The sequence below is a fragment of the Streptomyces sp. S063 genome (assembly GCF_002832675.1).
GTDB classification, from domain to species: Bacteria; Actinomycetota; Actinomycetes; order Streptomycetales; family Streptomycetaceae; genus Streptomyces; species Streptomyces sindenensis.
Genome location: NZ_CP021707.1, coordinates 5,704,641 through 5,720,403 on the forward strand (window position 1 = coordinate 5,704,641; position 15,763 = coordinate 5,720,403).

Here is a 15,763-nt window from a genome sequence, read left to right on the forward strand (position 1 = left end):
CCGCTGCCCCCTCCTCACGGCGCCGCCCCGGCTCACTCGAGCCGGGGCGGCGCCGTTTCAGGCGATCGCCCCGCAGAACACCCGCAGGCTCCGCCACCCCTCCTCCACCGGCATCCCGCCGCACAGCGGATGCAGCACCAGGCCCTCCGCGCCCAGCCCCGCCGGCTCTTCCGGCGTGACGATCCGGTACACCCCCTCCTCGCGCAGCTCCGTCGCCGCCGAGCGCACCGCCGAGCGGATGTCCTTGGGCTGCCAGGAGGCGTACGTCCGCGCCTCGTGCGGCAGGTGCTCGCCGTACAGCGCCCACGTCCGCTCCGGGTCCTCGGAGACATGCAGCAGCGGGGTGCGCTCGGCGGGCATCACGCAGAAGCCCTCCGTCCCGTGGGCCGCGCACCGCTCCCGGTAGTACGCCTCCAGCTCCGGCAGATGCGCGCTCGGGAACAGCGGCAGCCCCAGCCGCGCCGCCCGCCGCGCCGCCGCCCGCGAGCTGCCGCCCACCAGCAGCGTCGGATGCGGCCGCGTGTACGGGCGCGGGGTGACCCGCGCCGTACGGCCCCGGTACGGGAACGGCTCCCCGGTCCACGCCGCCAGCAGCGTCTCCAGCAGCTCGTCCTGGAGCCTGCCGCGCCGGCCCCACTCCACTCCGGCCCGCTCGTACTCCTCCGGGCGGTAGCCGATCCCCGCCACCGTCACCAGCCGGCCCGCGCTCAGCAGGTCCAGCACCGCGATGTCCTCCGCGAGCCGCAGCGGATCGTGCAGTGGCCCGATGATCGCCGAGACGGTCACCGCGATCCGCCGGGTGGCGCCGAAGACCGCGCCGACGAAGGTGAACGGGGAGGGCAGCCAGGAGTTCGCCACCCCGTGGTGCTCCTCGGTCTGCACCGTGTCGACGCCGTGCGCGTCCGCCTACACCGCCATCTCCAGGGCGGCGCGGTAGCGGGCCGAGAGCGATACGGGGGTGGCGTCGGGCTCGACGAGATTGAACCGGACCACGGTGAAGGCCATCGGGGGCGTCCCTTGGCCGAAGCGGGCGGCTGTACGAGCAGGCGGGCGGGCGACTGCCCCATCGGGCGGCCGCACCGTACCTGGCGAGGCGTCAGAAGTGGAGAGGTTCACATCCGCATTGCGGCCAAAAGGTGCATACGAGGCCCACCGGATCGCCGGGGGACCGCCGGGGCAGCGCCCGCGGTGCGGCCGTGGCCGATACTGGACGGGTTATGGAACTCGTCGAAATCGTCATCCTCGCTGTAGTCATCGCCCTGGTCGCTGTCGGCCTGGTCGGCGGGCTCGTGGTCGGCAGCCGCAAGAAGAAGCAGCTGCCGCCCCCGCCCCCGAGCACGCCGACCATCACCCCTCCCGCCGAACCGCAGGTCGGCGAGGAGGCCGAGACGCCGCGCGACGAAGCGCGGCGCACCATCGACGAAGTCGGCCTCCCGGACGCCACCGCGCCCGTGGAGCAGGAGGCTCCGGTCGCCGAGGCCCCCGCGCTGGAGGTCCCCGAGCCCACCGCCGGCCGGCTCGTCCGCCTGCGGGCCCGGCTCGCCCGCTCGCAGAACTCGCTCGGCAAGGGGCTCCTCACCCTGCTCTCCCGGGACAACCTCGACGAGGACACCTGGGAGGAGATCGAGGACACCCTCCTCACCGCCGACGTCGGCGTCGCCCCCACCCAGGAACTGGTCGAGCGGCTCCGCGAGCGCGTCCGCGTGCTCGGCACCCGTACCCCGGAAGAGCTGCGCACCCTGCTCCGCGAGGAGCTGATCACCCTGCTCGGCCCGGACTTCGACCGCGAGGTCAAGACCGAGGGCGGCGCGGAGACCCCCGGGGTCGTCATGGTCGTCGGGGTCAACGGCACCGGCAAGACCACTACCACCGGCAAGCTGGCCCGGGTGCTCGTCGCCGACGGCCGCAGCGTGGTGCTCGGCGCGGCCGACACCTTCCGCGCCGCCGCCGCCGACCAGCTCCAGACCTGGGGCGAACGCGTCGGGGCTCGTACGGTCCGGGGCCCCGAGGGCGGCGACCCGGCGTCGATCGCCTACGACGCGGTCAAGGAAGGCATCGCCGAGGGCGCGGACGTCGTCCTCATCGACACCGCCGGCCGGCTGCACACCAAGACCGGCCTCATGGACGAGCTGGGCAAGGTCAAGCGCGTCGTGGAGAAGCACGGCCCGCTGGACGAGGTGCTGCTCGTCCTCGACGCCACCACCGGCCAGAACGGTCTGGTCCAGGCCCGGGTGTTCGCCGAGGTCGTGGACATCACCGGCATCGTCCTCACCAAGCTCGACGGCACCGCCAAGGGCGGCATCGTCATCGCGGTCCAGCGCGAGCTGGGCGTGCCCGTGAAGCTGATCGGCCTCGGCGAGGGTCCGGACGACCTCGCCCCGTTCGAGCCGGGCGCCTTCGTGGACGCCCTGATCGGCGACTGAACCGCCCCGCATCCGGTACGGCGGACGGGCGGCGGCTCCTCTCAGGAGCCCGCCGCCCGTCCGCCGTTTCCGTACTGCTCGGAGGGCTGCGAGCGGTGGCAGATCAGGGGGCTATGAGCGGTGGCAGACGTACGCCAGGGTCCCCAGCAGCAGCCGCGCCTGCGGGGGAGCGGCCGCCGTGTCCAGCACCGGGGGCCGCAGCCAGCGGACCGGGCCGAGACCGCCGAGGTCGGACGGCGGGGCGGTGATGTGCGTCCCCGGGCCCAGGGCGCGCAGATCCAGGCCCGCGTCGTCCCAGCCCATCCGGTAGAGCAGCTCGGGCAGCTCGGCGGCGGCCCCGGGGGCGACGAAGAACTGCGCCCGCCCGGTCGGCGTCACCGTGACCGGGCCGAGCGGCAGCCCCATCCGCTCCATCCGCACCAGGGCCCGCCGCCCGGCCTGCTCCGCGACGTCCAGGACATCGAAGGAGCGGCCCACCGGCAGCAGCATCGCGGCGCCGGGCGTCCGGACCCAGGCGTCCGCCGCGCGGTCCAGGCCGGTGCCCGCCGGAACCTCCCCGGCGAAGCCCAGCGGGTGGGCGCCGGGGGAGGGGCAGACCGGATCGCCGCACGAGCAGGCGCCGGCCTCGGCCCGCGCTCCGGGCGCCACCGCCCAGCCCCACAGCCCTGTGTACTCGGCCACCGCCGTGCCCTCCGTGCTGCGGTGGCGCCGCCGCGCACCGGATCGCATCTCCCGGATGCCGCCGATCGTGAAGCCCATGCCCCCTCCAACGGGTACGGCTCGCCGGTGGTTACGACCCGCGTCGCTCGGGTAACCCTCCGTCGCTGCACTCGATCGAGTGGCGTGCGCGGTGGTGTGAAAGGGAGTGCGACACGGTGTACGCGCCCCCGAGTGCTTCCGTGCGCTCGCCCTCGGTCCTGATCCCTCAAGTCAAGCGCGCGCAGCGGTAGTCGGGTTCATTCGAAGGGGTGGCGAATGGTGGCGTTTCCTCAATCTCCCTCGCGAGAGGGGTGATCGTAGGATTACCGTCGGTACACGGACTCTGGGAGTATGTGCACCCACGGGTATGCCGCAGGCAACCCGATTTCCTGTTCGAGGGCGTCCAACTCCCTTACGGACAGCACCGATGCACGGCATTCTGACAACGGTTCGCGCGATGAGGTTTCAGCGGGATGGGGGCGTTCGAGTGAGTGGCAGCGGCGCAGGCGACACGGATGCCGGAAAGCGTCCCAACGAGCAGTTGGGTTCGTGGTTCGTGCGCAGTGGCTGGTCCAAGGGCGAGCTGGCACGCCAGGTCAACCGGCGGGCCCGGCAGATGGGCGCCCACCACATCAGCACCGACACCTCCCGGGTGCGGCGCTGGCTCGACGGCGAGCAGCCCCGGGAGCCGATCCCGCGGATCCTCTCCGAACTGTTCTCGGAACGCTTCGGTGCCGTCGTCGCCGTCGAGCAGCTCGGACTGCGCACCGCCCACCAGTCACCCTCGGTGGCCGGCGTCGACCTCCCCTGGGCCGGCCCGCAGACCGTCGCCCTGCTCAGCGAGTTCTCTCGCAGCGACCTGATGCTCGCCCGGCGCGGCTTCCTCGGCAGCTCGCTGGCGCTGGCCGCGGGGCCCGCGCTCATCGAGCCGATGCAGCGCTGGCTGGTGCCCGTTCCCGTACAGGGGGTCGGCGAACCGGAGGCCCCCGCCGACCACCGACCCTCCCGGCTCTCCCCGCCCGAGCTGGACCTGCTGGAGTCGACCACCGCGATGTTCCGGCAGTGGGACGCCCAGTGCGGCGGCGGACTGCGCCGCAAGGCCGTCGTCGGGCAGCTGCACGAGGTCACCGACCTGCTCCAGGAGCCCCAGCCCGGCCCCACCGCCCAGCGGCTCTTCCGCTGCGCCGCCGAACTGGCCGAGCTCGCGGGCTGGATGAGCTACGACGTCGGCCTCCAGCCCACCGCCCAGAAGTACTTCGTGCTCGCCCTGCACGCCGCCAAGGAGGCCGGCGACAAACCGCTCGGCAGCTACATCCTCTCCAGCATGAGCCGCCAGATGATCCACCTGGGCCGCCCCGACGACGCCCTGGAGCTGATCCACCTCGCGCAGTACGGCAGCCGCGACTGCGCCACCTCCCGTACGCAGGCCATGCTGTATGCGATGGAGGCCCGCGCCTACGCCAACATGGGGCAGCCCAGCAAGTGCAAACGGGCCGTACGGATGGCCGAGGACACCTTCCTGGACGCGGGCCTCGACGGCGAGCCCGAGCCCGACTGGATCCGCTTCTTCTCCGAGGCCGAGCTGAACGGCGAGAACGCCCACTCCTACCGTGACCTGGCCTATGTGGCCGGCCGCAGCCCCACCTACGCCTCGCTCGCCGAGCCCGTCATGGAGAAGGCCGTCGAACTCTTCGGCGAGGACGACGAGCACCAGCGCTCCTACGCGCTCAACCTCATCGGCATGGCCACCGTCCATCTCCTCCAGCGCGAACCGGAGCAGTCCACCGTGCTCGCCGGCCAGGCCCTGAAGATCGCCAAGAAGGTCCGCTCCGAGCGGGTCAACACCCGCCTGCGCAAGACCGTCGACACCGCTGCCAGGGACTTCGGCGATGTCGCCGACGTCGCCCGGCTCACCGAGCTGCTCCACGAACAGCTGCCGGAGACCGCCGAAGCGGTCTGACCGGCATCCGAGGCACCGGCCGCGGCGCCCCTTCCGTACACCCCGACTCGGCTCCCCCATCGCCTGGTCACACGGAGGGTCGCCGTGGCCGGTTTCGTGCTTTCCGGCCCGAAGGGCCGCCCCCCGGGCGTTTCAACCGCACCGTATGCGGCGTGCGCCGCAGGATAGGCAGGGCACCGGACGCGCCACCCCGGATTCATTCGGCCGTAACACGCGATCCCTCTTCGTCACGCTCGCGAAACATCGTGCGGCATCCCATGAAACGGCTCTCCGCCAACCTCGTGGCTCATAACCGGCCCGCACCTGTTCCCCAGTGGTCCCGCAGCATTCCCCCGCACGCCGCGGCCGCACCGACGACGAGGAGACGCCGATGCCCCCAGGCATCACGACGCTTGCCGCAGACGCCCCTGAGCTGTCTGCCGCCAACACCGGGTTCATGCTCATCTGCTCGGCCCTGGTGATGCTCATGACTCCCGGCCTGGCCTTCTTCTACGGAGGCATGGTCCGCGTCAAGAGCACCCTCAACATGCTGATGATGAGCTTCATCAGCCTCGGGATCGTCACGGTCCTGTGGGTGCTCTACGGATTCAGCCTGGCCTTCGGCTCCGACGTCGGCTCCGTCGTCGGCTGGAGCTCCGACTACGTGGGCCTGAGCGGCATCGGACTGAACGAGCTGTGGGACGGCACCACCATCCCGGTGTACGTCTTCGCCGCCTTCCAGCTGATGTTCGCCGTGATCACCCCGGCCCTGATCAGCGGTGCGCTCGCCGACCGAGTGAAGTTCACCGCGTGGGCGCTGTTCATCGTCCTGTGGGTCACCATCGTCTACTTCCCCGTGGCCCACTGGGTCTGGGGTTCCGGCGGCTGGCTCTTCGAGATGGGCGTCATCGACTTCGCCGGTGGTACGGCCGTCCACATCAACGCCGGCGCCGCCGCTCTCGGCGTCATCCTGGTCATCGGCAAGCGCATCGGCTTCAAGAAGGACCCGATGCGGCCGCACAGCCTGCCGCTCGTCATGCTCGGCGCCGCCCTCCTGTGGTTCGGCTGGTTCGGCTTCAACGCCGGATCCTGGCTCGGCAACGACGACGGCGTCGGCGCGGTCATGTTCCTGAACACCCAGGTCGCCACCGCCGCTGCGGTCCTCGGCTGGCTGATCTACGAGAAGCTGCGCCACGGCTCCTTCACCACCCTGGGCGCCGCCTCCGGCGCGGTCGCCGGCCTCGTCGCCATCACCCCGGCGGGCGGCTCCGTCTCCCCGCTCGGCGCGATCGCGGTCGGCGCCATCGCCGGTGTCCTGTGCGCCATGGCGGTCGGCCTGAAGTACAGGTTCGGCTACGACGACTCCCTGGACGTCGTCGGCGTCCACCTCGTCGGCGGCATCATCGGCTCCATCCTGGTCGGCTTCTTCGCCACCGGAGGCGTCCAGTCCGACGCCGCGGGCCTCTTCTACGGCGGCGGGGTGGAACAGCTCGGCAAGCAGGTCGTCGGCGTCGTCGCGGTCCTCGCGTACTCTCTCGTCGTCTCCGCGGTCATCGCCCTGGCCATCCACAAGACGATCGGGATGCGGGTCTCCGAGGACGACGAGATCTCCGGCATCGACCAGGTCGAGCACGCCGAGACGGCGTACGACTTCAGCGGCGCCGGCGGCGGCTCGGTCTCCCGCACCACCGCCCCCGCCCCCGCCACGACGGCAGCACCGAAGGAAAAGAAGGTGGACGCATGAAGCTCATCACCGCGGTCGTGAAGCCCCACCGGCTGGACGAGATCAAGGAGGCCCTCCAGGCCTTCGGCGTCCAGGGGCTCACCGTCACCGAGGCCAGCGGTTACGGGCGCCAGCGCGGCCACACCGAGGTCTACCGGGGCGCCGAGTACACCGTCGACCTGGTCCCCAAGATCCGCATCGAGGTCCTCGTCGAGGACGAGGACGCCGAACAGCTCATCGAGGTCGTCGTCAAGGCCGCCCGGACCGGCAAGATCGGGGACGGGAAGGTCTGGAGCGTTCCGGTCGACACCGCCGTCCGGGTACGGACCGGCGAACGCGGCCCGGACGCCCTCTGACCGACGGCCCACGAACGGAAGGCAGCTGGGTGACGAGTACCGAAGTGACCACCGAAACCGAAGGCTCGGGACCCAGCGGCTACGCGGCGGCCCGGCTGCGCCTCCTCCAGCAGGAGGCGCGGTCCGGGCCGCCGCGCCGTGCGGCCCTCGCCCGCCTCACCGACGACTGGCTCACCGCCCTGTTCACCGCCGCCGCGACCCGGGCCGGGGTACGCGGCGCCGCCCTCGTCGCCGTCGGCGGCTACGGCCGCGGTGAGCTCTCCCCACGCAGCGACCTCGACCTGCTCCTCCTGCACGACGGCAGCGCCGACGCGGCCGCCGTCGCCGCCCTCGCCGACGCCGTCTGGTATCCGGTCTGGGATCTGGGCCTGGCCCTCGACCACTCCGTCCGCACCCCCGGCGAAGCCCGGAAGACGGCGGGGGAGGACCTCAAGGTCCAGCTCGGCCTGCTGGACGCCCGCCCGGTCGCCGGAGACCTCGGGCTCGTCGCCTCCCTGCGCACCGCGATCCTCGCCGACTGGCGCAACCAGGCCCCCAAGCGCCTGCCCGCCCTCCACGAGCTCTGCCAGGAACGCGCGGAGCGGGCCGGCGAGCTCCAGTTCCTCCTGGAACCCGACCTCAAGGAGGCCCGCGGCGGCCTCCGTGACGCCACCGCCCTGCGCGCGGTCGCCGCCTCCTGGGTCGCCGACGCGCCCCGCGAAGGACTCGCCGAGGCCCGCCGCACCCTCCTCGACGCCCGCGACGCCCTCCACCTCACCACCGGGCGCGCCACCGACCGCCTCGCCCTCCAGGAACAGGACCAGGTCGCCGCCGCCCTCGGCCTCCTCGACGCCGACGCCCTGCTGCGCCAGGTCTACGAGGCCGCGCGGACGGTCGCGTACGCCACCGACGTCACCTGGCGCGAGGTCGACCGGGTCCTGCGCGCCCGCTCCGCACGCCCCAGGCTCCGCGCCCTGCTCAGCGGCGGCCTCGGCGGCAGACCCGCCCCCGAGCGCACCCCGCTCGCCGACGGCGTGGTGGAAGCGGACGGCGAGGTGGTCCTCGCCCGCGCCGCCCGTCCCGAACGCGACCCCGTCCTCACTCTGCGCGCCGCCGCGGCCGCCGCCGAGGCCGGACTCCCGCTCTCCCGCCACCTCGTACGCCATCTGGCGGCCACCGCCCGGCCGCTGCCGGTCCCGTGGCCCCCCGAGGCCCGCGAGGAACTGGTCACCCTGCTCGGCGCGGGCGAAGCCACCGTCGGCGTCTGGGAGGCGCTCGAAGCGGAAGGGATCATCACCCGGCTGCTGCCCGACTGGGAACGCGTCCACTGCCGCCCCCAGCGCAACCCCGTCCACACCTGGACCGTCGACCGGCACCTCGTGGAGACCGCCGTCCGCGCCGCCTCCCTCACCCGCCGCGTCCACCGCCCCGACCTCCTCCTGGTCGCCGCCCTCCTGCACGACATCGGCAAGGGCTGGCCCGGCGACCACTCCGTCGCCGGTGAGGTCATCGCCCGGGACATGGCCACCCGGATCGGCTTCGACCAGCACGACGTGGGCGTCGTCGCCACCCTCGTGCGCCACCATCTGCTGCTCGTCGACACCGCCACCCGGCGCGACCTCGACGACCCCGCCACCGTCCAGGCCGTCGCCGGGGCCGTCTCCAGCTCTTCCACCCTGGAGCTGCTGCACGCGCTCACCGAGGCCGACGCGCTGGCCACCGGCCCGGCCGCCTGGTCCGCCTGGCGGGCCTCCCTCGTCGCCGACCTGGTCAAACGGGTCGGAGCCGTGCTCGCCGGGGAGTTCCCCGAGGAGCCCGACGACGAGGCCCCCAGCGCCGAGCACGAACGCCTCGCCATCGAGGCCCTGCGCACCGGCGAACCCGTCCTCGCCCTGCACACCCAGCCCGAGGAGCCCGCCGGGGACGGCGAAGTGGAACCCGTCGGCGTCGAACTCCTCATCGCCCTGCCCGACCGCCCCGGCGTCCTGCCCGCCGCCGCGGGAGTCCTCGCCCTGCACCGCCTCACCGTGCGCGCCGCCGATCTGCGCGCGGTGGAGCTGCCCAACGAGGTGGGGGAGCGCGCGGACCTGCTGCTGCTCAGCTGGCGGGTCGCCGCCGAGTACGGATCCCTCCCGCAGGCCGCCCGCCTCCGCGCCGACCTCGTACGCGCCCTGGACGGCTCGCTGGACATCCGGGCCCGCCTCGCCGAGCGCGAGGCCGCCTATCCGCGCAGGCGAGGCGTCAAGGCTCCGCCGCCCCGGGTCACCGTGGCCGCCGCGGGCTCCCGGCGCGCCACCGTCATCGAGGTCCGCGCCCAGGACGCCCCGGGGCTGCTGCACCGCATCGGCAACGCCCTGGAAGAGAGCGCGGTACGCGTGCGGAGCGCCCATGTCTCCACACTCGGCGCCAACGCCGTGGACGCCTTCTACGTCACCGGGACCGACGGCGAACCTCTCTCCCCGGCCCGGGCCTCGGAGGTCGCCCGGGAGGTCGAGAAGGCCCTCGGCTGACGCGGAGGACGCCTCCGCACGGCCCTCGCCCGGCACCGGATCCGGGCGAGGGCTTGGTGTTCTCCGGGGGGCGGATACCCTGGAGGGCGACTGACCTGCCCCGCCCCCGACCCTGAGGACCGACGAGCGCCGTGTTCGATACTCTCTCCGACCGCCTTAGCGCGACTTTCAAGAACCTCAGGGGCAAGGGCCGCTTGTCCGAGGCGGACATCGACGCCACGGCACGCGAGATCCGTATCGCCCTGCTGGAAGCCGACGTCGCCCTGCCCGTGGTCCGGGCCTTCATCGCCAACGTCAAGGAGCGGGCGCGCGGCGTCGAGGTCTCCCAGGCGCTGAACCCCGCCCAGCAGGTCGTCAAGATCGTCAACGAGGAGCTCGTCGCCATCCTCGGCGGCGAGACCCGGCGGCTGCGGTTCGCCAAGACCGCGCCCACCGTGATCATGCTCGCCGGTCTCCAGGGCGCCGGTAAGACGACGCTGGCCGGAAAGCTCGGCCTCTGGCTCAAGGGCCAGGGCCACTCCCCGCTGCTCGTCGCCTGTGACCTCCAGCGCCCCAACGCCGTCAACCAGCTGAGCGTCGTCGCCGAGCGCGCCGGCGTCGCGGTGTACGCCCCCGAGCCGGGCAACGGCGTCGGCGACCCGGTCCAGGTCGCCAAGGACTCCATCGAGTTCGCCAAGGCCAAGGTCCACGACATCGTCATCGTCGACACCGCCGGCCGCCTCGGCATCGACCAGGAGCTGATGCGGCAGGCCGCGGACATCCGCGACGCCGTCAGCCCCGACGAGATCCTCTTCGTCGTCGACGCGATGATCGGTCAGGACGCGGTCAACACCGCCGAGGCCTTCCGCGACGGCGTCGGCTTCGACGGCGTGGTCCTCTCCAAGCTCGACGGCGACGCCCGCGGTGGTGCGGCCCTGTCGATCGCCCACGTCACGGGCAAGCAGATCATGTTCGCGTCGAACGGCGAGAAGCTGGAGGACTTCGACGCGTTCCACCCGGACCGGATGGCCTCCCGCATCCTCGACATGGGTGACCTGCTCACGCTGATCGAGCAGGCGGAGAAGACGTTCAGCCAGGAAGAGGCCGCCAAAATGGCCTCGAAGCTCCAGTCGAGCAAGGGTGGGAAGGACTTCACCCTCGACGACTTCCTGGCCCAGATGGAGCAGGTCCGCAAGATGGGCTCCATCTCCAAGCTGCTCGGCATGCTGCCCGGCATGGGGCAGATCAAGGACCAGATCAACAACATCGACGAGCGCGACATCGACCGCACCGCCGCGATCATCAAGTCGATGACGCCCAAGGAGCGCGCCGAGCCGACGATCATCAACGGTTCGCGCCGGGCCCGTATCGCCAAGGGTTCGGGCGTCGAGGTCTCCGCGGTCAAGAGCCTGGTGGAGCGCTTCTTCGAGGCCCGCAAGATGATGTCGAAGATGGCCCAGGGCGGCGGCATGCCCGGGATGCCGGGGATGCCCGGCATGGGCGGCGGTCCCGGCCGGCAGAAGAAGCAGGTCAAGCAGGCCAAGGGCAAGCGCAAGAGCGGCAACCCGATGAAGCGCAAGGCCGAGGAGCAGGCCGCGGCGGCCCGCCGTGAGCAGGCGGCGGCCCAGGGCGGCGCGTTCGGGCTGCCCTCCCAGGACGGCGCCAAGGACTTCGAGCTCCCGGACGAGTTCAAGAAGTTCATGTAAGCAACCACGGCACGGGTAAGGGGCGCCCCCTCTCAAGGGCGCCCCTTACGCGTTCGGCAGTCAGGTCACACAGACCAGATAGCGGAAGACGTTCGGCATCCACACCGTGCCGTCCTCCCGCCGGTACGGATGGAGGGCTTCCGCGACCTCCTTCTCCACCTGGGAGCGGTCCGTGGCCCGTACGGCGGCGTCGAAGAGCCCGGTGGACAGCAGCCCGCGCACCGCGCTGCCCACGTCCGCGTAACCGAACGGGCAGGACACTCGTCCCGAGCCGTCCGGCTTCAGCCCGGCCCGCGCCGCCACGTCCTCCAGATCGTCCCGTAGCGTCGGCCGCCACCTGCCCGGCTCCGTACGCGGCGGACGCGCGGTGTCCGCGAGGCGGGCGGCCACCTGAAGCACCGCGGCCGTGGCGCAGCGCTCCGGCGGGCCCCAGCCGGTCAGCACCACCGCCGCGCCCCGGACGGCCAGCGGCACGGCCGAGCGCAGCGCCGGCACCAGCCCCTCGGAGTCCCCGGCCACGCAGCCGATCGGCTCGAAGACCGTGATCAGGTTGTACGGAGCGCCGTCCGCGCCGGCGGGTGCGGGACCCCCGTCCGCCACGAGCCGGGCCCGGCGGCGTGCCGGGTGCGGGGAGTGCGCGGGCGCATCGTCCCAGCCGGCGTCGGGCAGCAGCCGCGCGCGGGCCAGCGCCAGGCGCTCCCGGTCGGAGTCCACACCCGTGACATGCGCTCCCCGGGCCGCCGCGACGAGCATCGCGAGGCCCGAACCGCAGCCGAGGGACAGCATCCGGGTGGACGCCCCGATCTCCATCCGGTCGTACACCGCCTCGTAGAGCGGCGCGAGCATGCGTTCCTGGATCTCGGCCCAGTCGCGTGCGCGGGTACCGGCGTCCGCCGGCGTGGAGGCGTCCGCGCCCAGCTGGTTCCGGACGAGCGTTGGTGTCATGGAAAGTGCCCCAATCCGCCAAGAGGTCGGTCGTGCCCGAGTGGACGTCCCCCGTGTGCGAGTGTTCCGCACCCCGTAGCCAGAGAACTGCGCATCCGCCGTTCCGTCCAGGGGTTGTGGAGCAGTGCTTGCGTGCCCCGGTCGTGCGCCCCGTCCCACGTCTGCTCTCCGACCAGTCTTACCCGACACCCCGCGCCGGGCACGTCGAGCGGAGAGGAGGGTAGTCTTCCGGGCGGATTCGTCAGGGCCGCGCGCCGCCCGCGCACCTGACGGCCGCGGCCGCCGGGCGCACCGCACGCTGTGCACCACCTTGGTGCGAGCTGTGCGTCTTCTCCGCAGTTCTGCGTACCCGCCCTCGTCCGGACGCATCAAGGGCAACTGACTGGTACGTGCAAATTATTTGGGATGCCCCGGAATAGGAACACCACGGCACTCGGGCTCGTTGTCACGACGTGAGCACGACACCACCTGTACTTGCCGCAGAGCTGGCACAGGCGTGGGCCGACATTCAGCGGTACCACCCCGAGCTGCCCGATCTAGCCGCGCCCGAGTCCCTGATCGGAGAGTCCTCGTCCGCCTGTGGCGCCGAGCTCTCCTTCGAGCGACTGCTCCACGAGGCAGTCCACGGCATCGCCGCCGCGAGAGGAGTCCGAGACACCTCCCGCGCCGGCCGCTACCACAACCGACGCTTCCTCGCGATCGCCGAGGAGCTGGGCCTCGATCATGCCGAGGAACCCCACCCCAGCAGCGGATTCTCGCTGGTCACGCTGAATCCGGAAGCCAAGCGCCGGTACCGTCCGACCACCGAACGGCTGCAGCGCGCCCTCAAGGCGCACACCGTCGCCACCGCCGCCGACACCAAGCGCTCCTTCCGCGGACCTGCCGCCCGGCACGGTTCCTCCGGGGGCGGCGTGCGGGTCAAGGCCGTCTGCGACTGCGGACGCAACGTCCGCGTCGTCCCGTCGGTCCTGGCGCAGGCGCCGATCGTCTGCGGCGGCTGCGGCAAGCCGTTCCGGATCCCGGAAGCGGCGGTCGCGGTGGGGTGAGCCGATGTGGTGTGGCACAATGGCTAGCTGTACTCGACAGTCGCACAGGACCCCTCTCTCCTCCGGCTGACGCGTCCATCGGGCACACGAGTACCGCAACCCCACGTGGCATCTTCGTTGTGCCCAACCACGTCAGAGACCAGGAGACACCACTTCCGTGGCAGTCAAGATCAAGCTGAAGCGTCTGGGCAAGATCCGTTCGCCTCACTACCGCATCATCGTCGCCGACTCCCGTACCCGCCGTGACGGCCGGGCCATCGAGGAGATCGGCCTGTACCACCCGGTGCAGAACCCCTCGCGCATCGAGGTCAACTCGGAGCGCGCGCGTTACTGGCTGTCCGTCGGCGCCCAGCCGACCGAGCCGGTTCTCGCGATCCTGAAGCTCACCGGTGACTGGCAGGCCCACAAGGGCCTCCCGGCCCCCGCGCCGCTGCTGCAGCCGGAGCCCAAGGCTGACAAGCGCGCGCTGTTCGAGGCGCTGTCCGCGGACGGCGACGAGGCCAAGGGTGAGGCCATCACCCCCAAGGCCAAGAAGTCCGACAAGAAGGCGGACGAGGCGGCTGACGCTGCCGAGTCCACCGAGTCGACCGAGGCCTGAGCATGCTCGAGGAGGCTCTCGAGCACCTCGTGAAGGGCATCGTCGACAACCCCGACGACGTGCAGGTTGCCGAGCGCACCCTGCGTCGCGGGCGCGTGCTGGAGGTCCGGGTCCACCCCGACGACCTCGGCAAGGTGATCGGCCGTAACGGCCGCACCGCCCGCGCCCTGCGTACGGTCGTGGGTGCGATCGGCGGCCGCGGTATCCGCGTCGACCTCGTCGATGTGGACCAGGTTCGCTGATCAGCGAGTTGAACACCGGCCAGGGCCGGGGAGGGCCTTCGGGCCGTCCCCGGCCTTTGTCGTCGGCCACCCGGACGTCTCCCCCTCCCCGTCCGCACCCCATCAATCGGAGAACAGCGTGCAGTTGGTAGTCGCGCGGATCGGCCGCGCCCACGGCATCAAGGGCGAGGTCACCGTCGAGGTACGAACGGACGAGCCGGAGCTGCGGCTCGGCCCCGGCGCCGTCCTGGCCACCGAACCGGCGGCGACGGGCCCGTTGACCGTCGAGGCCGGCCGGGTCCACAGCGGCCGGCTCCTGCTGCGCTTCGAGGGCGTACGCGACCGCAGCGCCGCCGAGGCTCTCCGCAACACCCTCCTGATCGCCGAGGTGGACCCGGACGAACTGCCCGAGGAAGAGGACGAGTTCTACGACCACCAGCTGATCGACCTCGACGTGGTGCTCGCCGACGGCACCGGGATCGGCCGGATCACCGAGATCTCCCACCTGCCCTCGCAGGACCTGTTCATCGTGGAGCGTCCCGACGGCAGCGAGGTGATGATCCCCTTCGTCGAGGAGATCGTCACCGAGATCGACCTGGAGGAACAGCGCGCGGTGATCACCCCGCCGCCCGGTCTGATCGACGAGAACGAGGCCGTGATCGCCTCCTCCCGCGACGAGGAGACCGGCGAGGCGGCCTCCGGCGACGCGGCCGGGACGCCGAAGGGCGACGCCTGATGCGGCTCGACGTCGTCACGATCTTCCCGGAGTACCTGGAACCGCTGAACGTCTCCCTCGTCGGCAAGGCCCGCGCCCGCGGCGTGCTGGACGTCCACGTCCATGACCTGCGGCAGTGGACGTACGACCGGCACAACACGGTCGACGACACCCCCTACGGCGGCGGGCCCGGCATGGTCATGAAGACCGAGCCCTGGGGCGAGGCCCTGGACGAGTCCCTGGCCGACGGCTACGAGGCCGGGGCACACTCCCCGGTCCTCGTCGTGCCCACGCCCAGCGGCCGGTCGTTCACCCAGGAGCTGGCCGTCGAACTCTCCGCCGAGCCCTGGCTGCTCTTCACCCCGGCCCGGTACGAGGGCATCGACCGCCGGGTGATCGACGAGTACGCCACCCGGGTGCGGGTCGTCGAGGTCTCCATCGGGGACTACGTGCTGGCCGGCGGGGAAGCGGCCGTCCTGGTCATCACGGAGGCGGTCGCCCGACTGCTGCCCGGTGTCCTCGGCAACGCCGAATCCCACCGGGACGACTCCTTCGCCCCGGGCGCGATGGCCAACCTCCTGGAGGGGCCCGTCTACACCAAACCGCCCGAGTGGCGCGGCCGGTCCATCCCGGACGTCCTGCTCACCGGCCACCACGGGAAGATCGCGCGCTGGCGGCGCGACCAGGCCTTCGCCCGTACCGCCCTCAACCGGCCCGATCTGATCGAGCGGTGCGAGGCGAGCGCCTTCGACAAGAAGGACCGCGAGATCCTCTCCATCCTCGGCTTCGCACCGGAGCTCGGCGGCCGATTTTGGCGCAGGCCCACCGTCGTGGAAGAATAGGCCGCTGCTGTCCGTCCGGCGTGCGCCCCTGCCACAGGGGGAAAGACGCCCGCCCGACGCGATCAGCATCCCGAACTCTTCA

The 15,763-nt window shown here is 72.1% G+C and carries 13 protein-coding genes and 1 pseudogene; 11 read left to right on the plus strand and 3 right to left on the minus strand.

Going from position 1 to position 15,763, the window contains the following annotated elements:
* Positions 1-57 precede the first annotated feature (57 nt).
* Positions 58-1,005: pseudogene (locus CCZ36_RS26410) on the minus strand (LLM class flavin-dependent oxidoreductase).
* 212 nt (positions 1,006-1,217) lie between these two features.
* Here CCZ36_RS26410 and ftsY point away from each other — a divergent pair.
* The gene (ftsY, locus tag CCZ36_RS26415) at positions 1,218-2,423 is read left to right on the plus strand and encodes a signal recognition particle-docking protein FtsY (RefSeq protein ID WP_069740199.1); all 1,206 of its coding nucleotides are present in this window, start codon (positions 1,218-1,220) and stop codon (positions 2,421-2,423) included.
* A gap of 111 nt (positions 2,424-2,534) precedes the next feature.
* On the opposite strand, the gene CCZ36_RS26420 is transcribed toward ftsY, so the two are convergent.
* The gene (locus CCZ36_RS26420) at positions 2,535-3,182 is read right to left on the minus strand and encodes a bifunctional DNA primase/polymerase (protein ID WP_128818705.1); all 648 of its coding nucleotides are present in this window, start codon (positions 3,180-3,182) and stop codon (positions 2,535-2,537) included.
* Positions 3,183-3,609: 427 nt separating this feature from the next.
* Here CCZ36_RS26420 and nsdA point away from each other — a divergent pair, with 427 nt between their 5' ends.
* The 5 genes from nsdA (at position 3,610) to ffh (ending at position 11,314) form a co-directional block, all read left to right on the plus strand.
* Positions 3,610-5,082, plus strand: a complete 1,473-nt coding sequence (nsdA, locus tag CCZ36_RS26425) for a transcriptional repressor NsdA (protein ID WP_128818706.1) — start codon at positions 3,610-3,612, stop codon at positions 5,080-5,082.
* A gap of 370 nt (positions 5,083-5,452) precedes the next feature.
* Positions 5,453-6,805 (plus strand): ammonium transporter, encoded by a 1,353-nt coding sequence (locus CCZ36_RS26430; RefSeq protein ID WP_128818707.1) that lies wholly within the window; start codon positions 5,453-5,455, stop codon positions 6,803-6,805.
* The gene (locus tag CCZ36_RS26435; protein ID WP_006127894.1) at positions 6,802-7,140 is read left to right on the plus strand and encodes a P-II family nitrogen regulator; all 339 of its coding nucleotides are present in this window, start codon (positions 6,802-6,804) and stop codon (positions 7,138-7,140) included. Before CCZ36_RS26430 ends, CCZ36_RS26435 begins: the two co-directional genes overlap by 4 nt.
* 29 nt (positions 7,141-7,169) lie before the next feature.
* Complete coding sequence (locus CCZ36_RS26440; protein WP_128818708.1) at positions 7,170-9,629, plus strand: [protein-PII] uridylyltransferase; 2,460 nt, start codon at positions 7,170-7,172, stop codon at positions 9,627-9,629.
* Between the two features lie 131 nt (positions 9,630-9,760).
* Positions 9,761-11,314 carry a signal recognition particle protein gene (gene ffh / locus CCZ36_RS26445; RefSeq protein WP_069740204.1) on the plus strand — a complete coding sequence of 518 codons (1,554 nt, stop codon included), beginning with the start codon at positions 9,761-9,763 and terminating at the stop codon, positions 11,312-11,314.
* A gap of 60 nt (positions 11,315-11,374) precedes the next feature.
* Here ffh and CCZ36_RS26450 read toward each other — a convergent pair whose 3' ends face one another.
* Positions 11,375-12,259, minus strand: coding sequence for a methyltransferase domain-containing protein (locus CCZ36_RS26450; protein ID WP_128818709.1), 885 nt, complete (start codon positions 12,257-12,259; stop codon positions 11,375-11,377).
* A 452-nt stretch (positions 12,260-12,711) separates the two neighbouring features.
* On the opposite strand from CCZ36_RS26450, the gene CCZ36_RS26455 reads away from it, so the two are divergent.
* From CCZ36_RS26455 to trmD, 5 genes are all read left to right on the plus strand, one after another.
* Entirely contained in the window at positions 12,712-13,305 is a 594-nt protein-coding gene (locus CCZ36_RS26455) for a hypothetical protein (protein ID WP_003965961.1), read from the plus strand.
* 157 nt (positions 13,306-13,462) lie between these two features.
* Positions 13,463-13,903: a 30S ribosomal protein S16 gene (gene rpsP / locus CCZ36_RS26460; RefSeq protein ID WP_069740206.1), complete on the plus strand. Its 441-nt coding sequence runs from the start codon at positions 13,463-13,465 to the stop codon at positions 13,901-13,903.
* Positions 13,904-13,905: 2 nt separating this feature from the next.
* Positions 13,906-14,145: an RNA-binding protein gene (locus tag CCZ36_RS26465; protein ID WP_003965959.1), complete on the plus strand. Its 240-nt coding sequence runs from the start codon at positions 13,906-13,908 to the stop codon at positions 14,143-14,145.
* A 118-nt stretch (positions 14,146-14,263) separates the two neighbouring features.
* The gene (gene rimM, locus CCZ36_RS26470) at positions 14,264-14,860 is read left to right on the plus strand and encodes a ribosome maturation factor RimM (RefSeq protein ID WP_069740207.1); all 597 of its coding nucleotides are present in this window, start codon (positions 14,264-14,266) and stop codon (positions 14,858-14,860) included.
* On the plus strand, positions 14,860-15,681 hold the full coding sequence (gene trmD / locus CCZ36_RS26475) for a tRNA (guanosine(37)-N1)-methyltransferase TrmD (protein WP_128818710.1): 822 nt from the start codon (positions 14,860-14,862) through the stop codon (positions 15,679-15,681). The genes rimM and trmD overlap by 1 nt, the downstream gene beginning before the upstream one ends.
* Positions 15,682-15,763 lie beyond the last annotated feature (82 nt).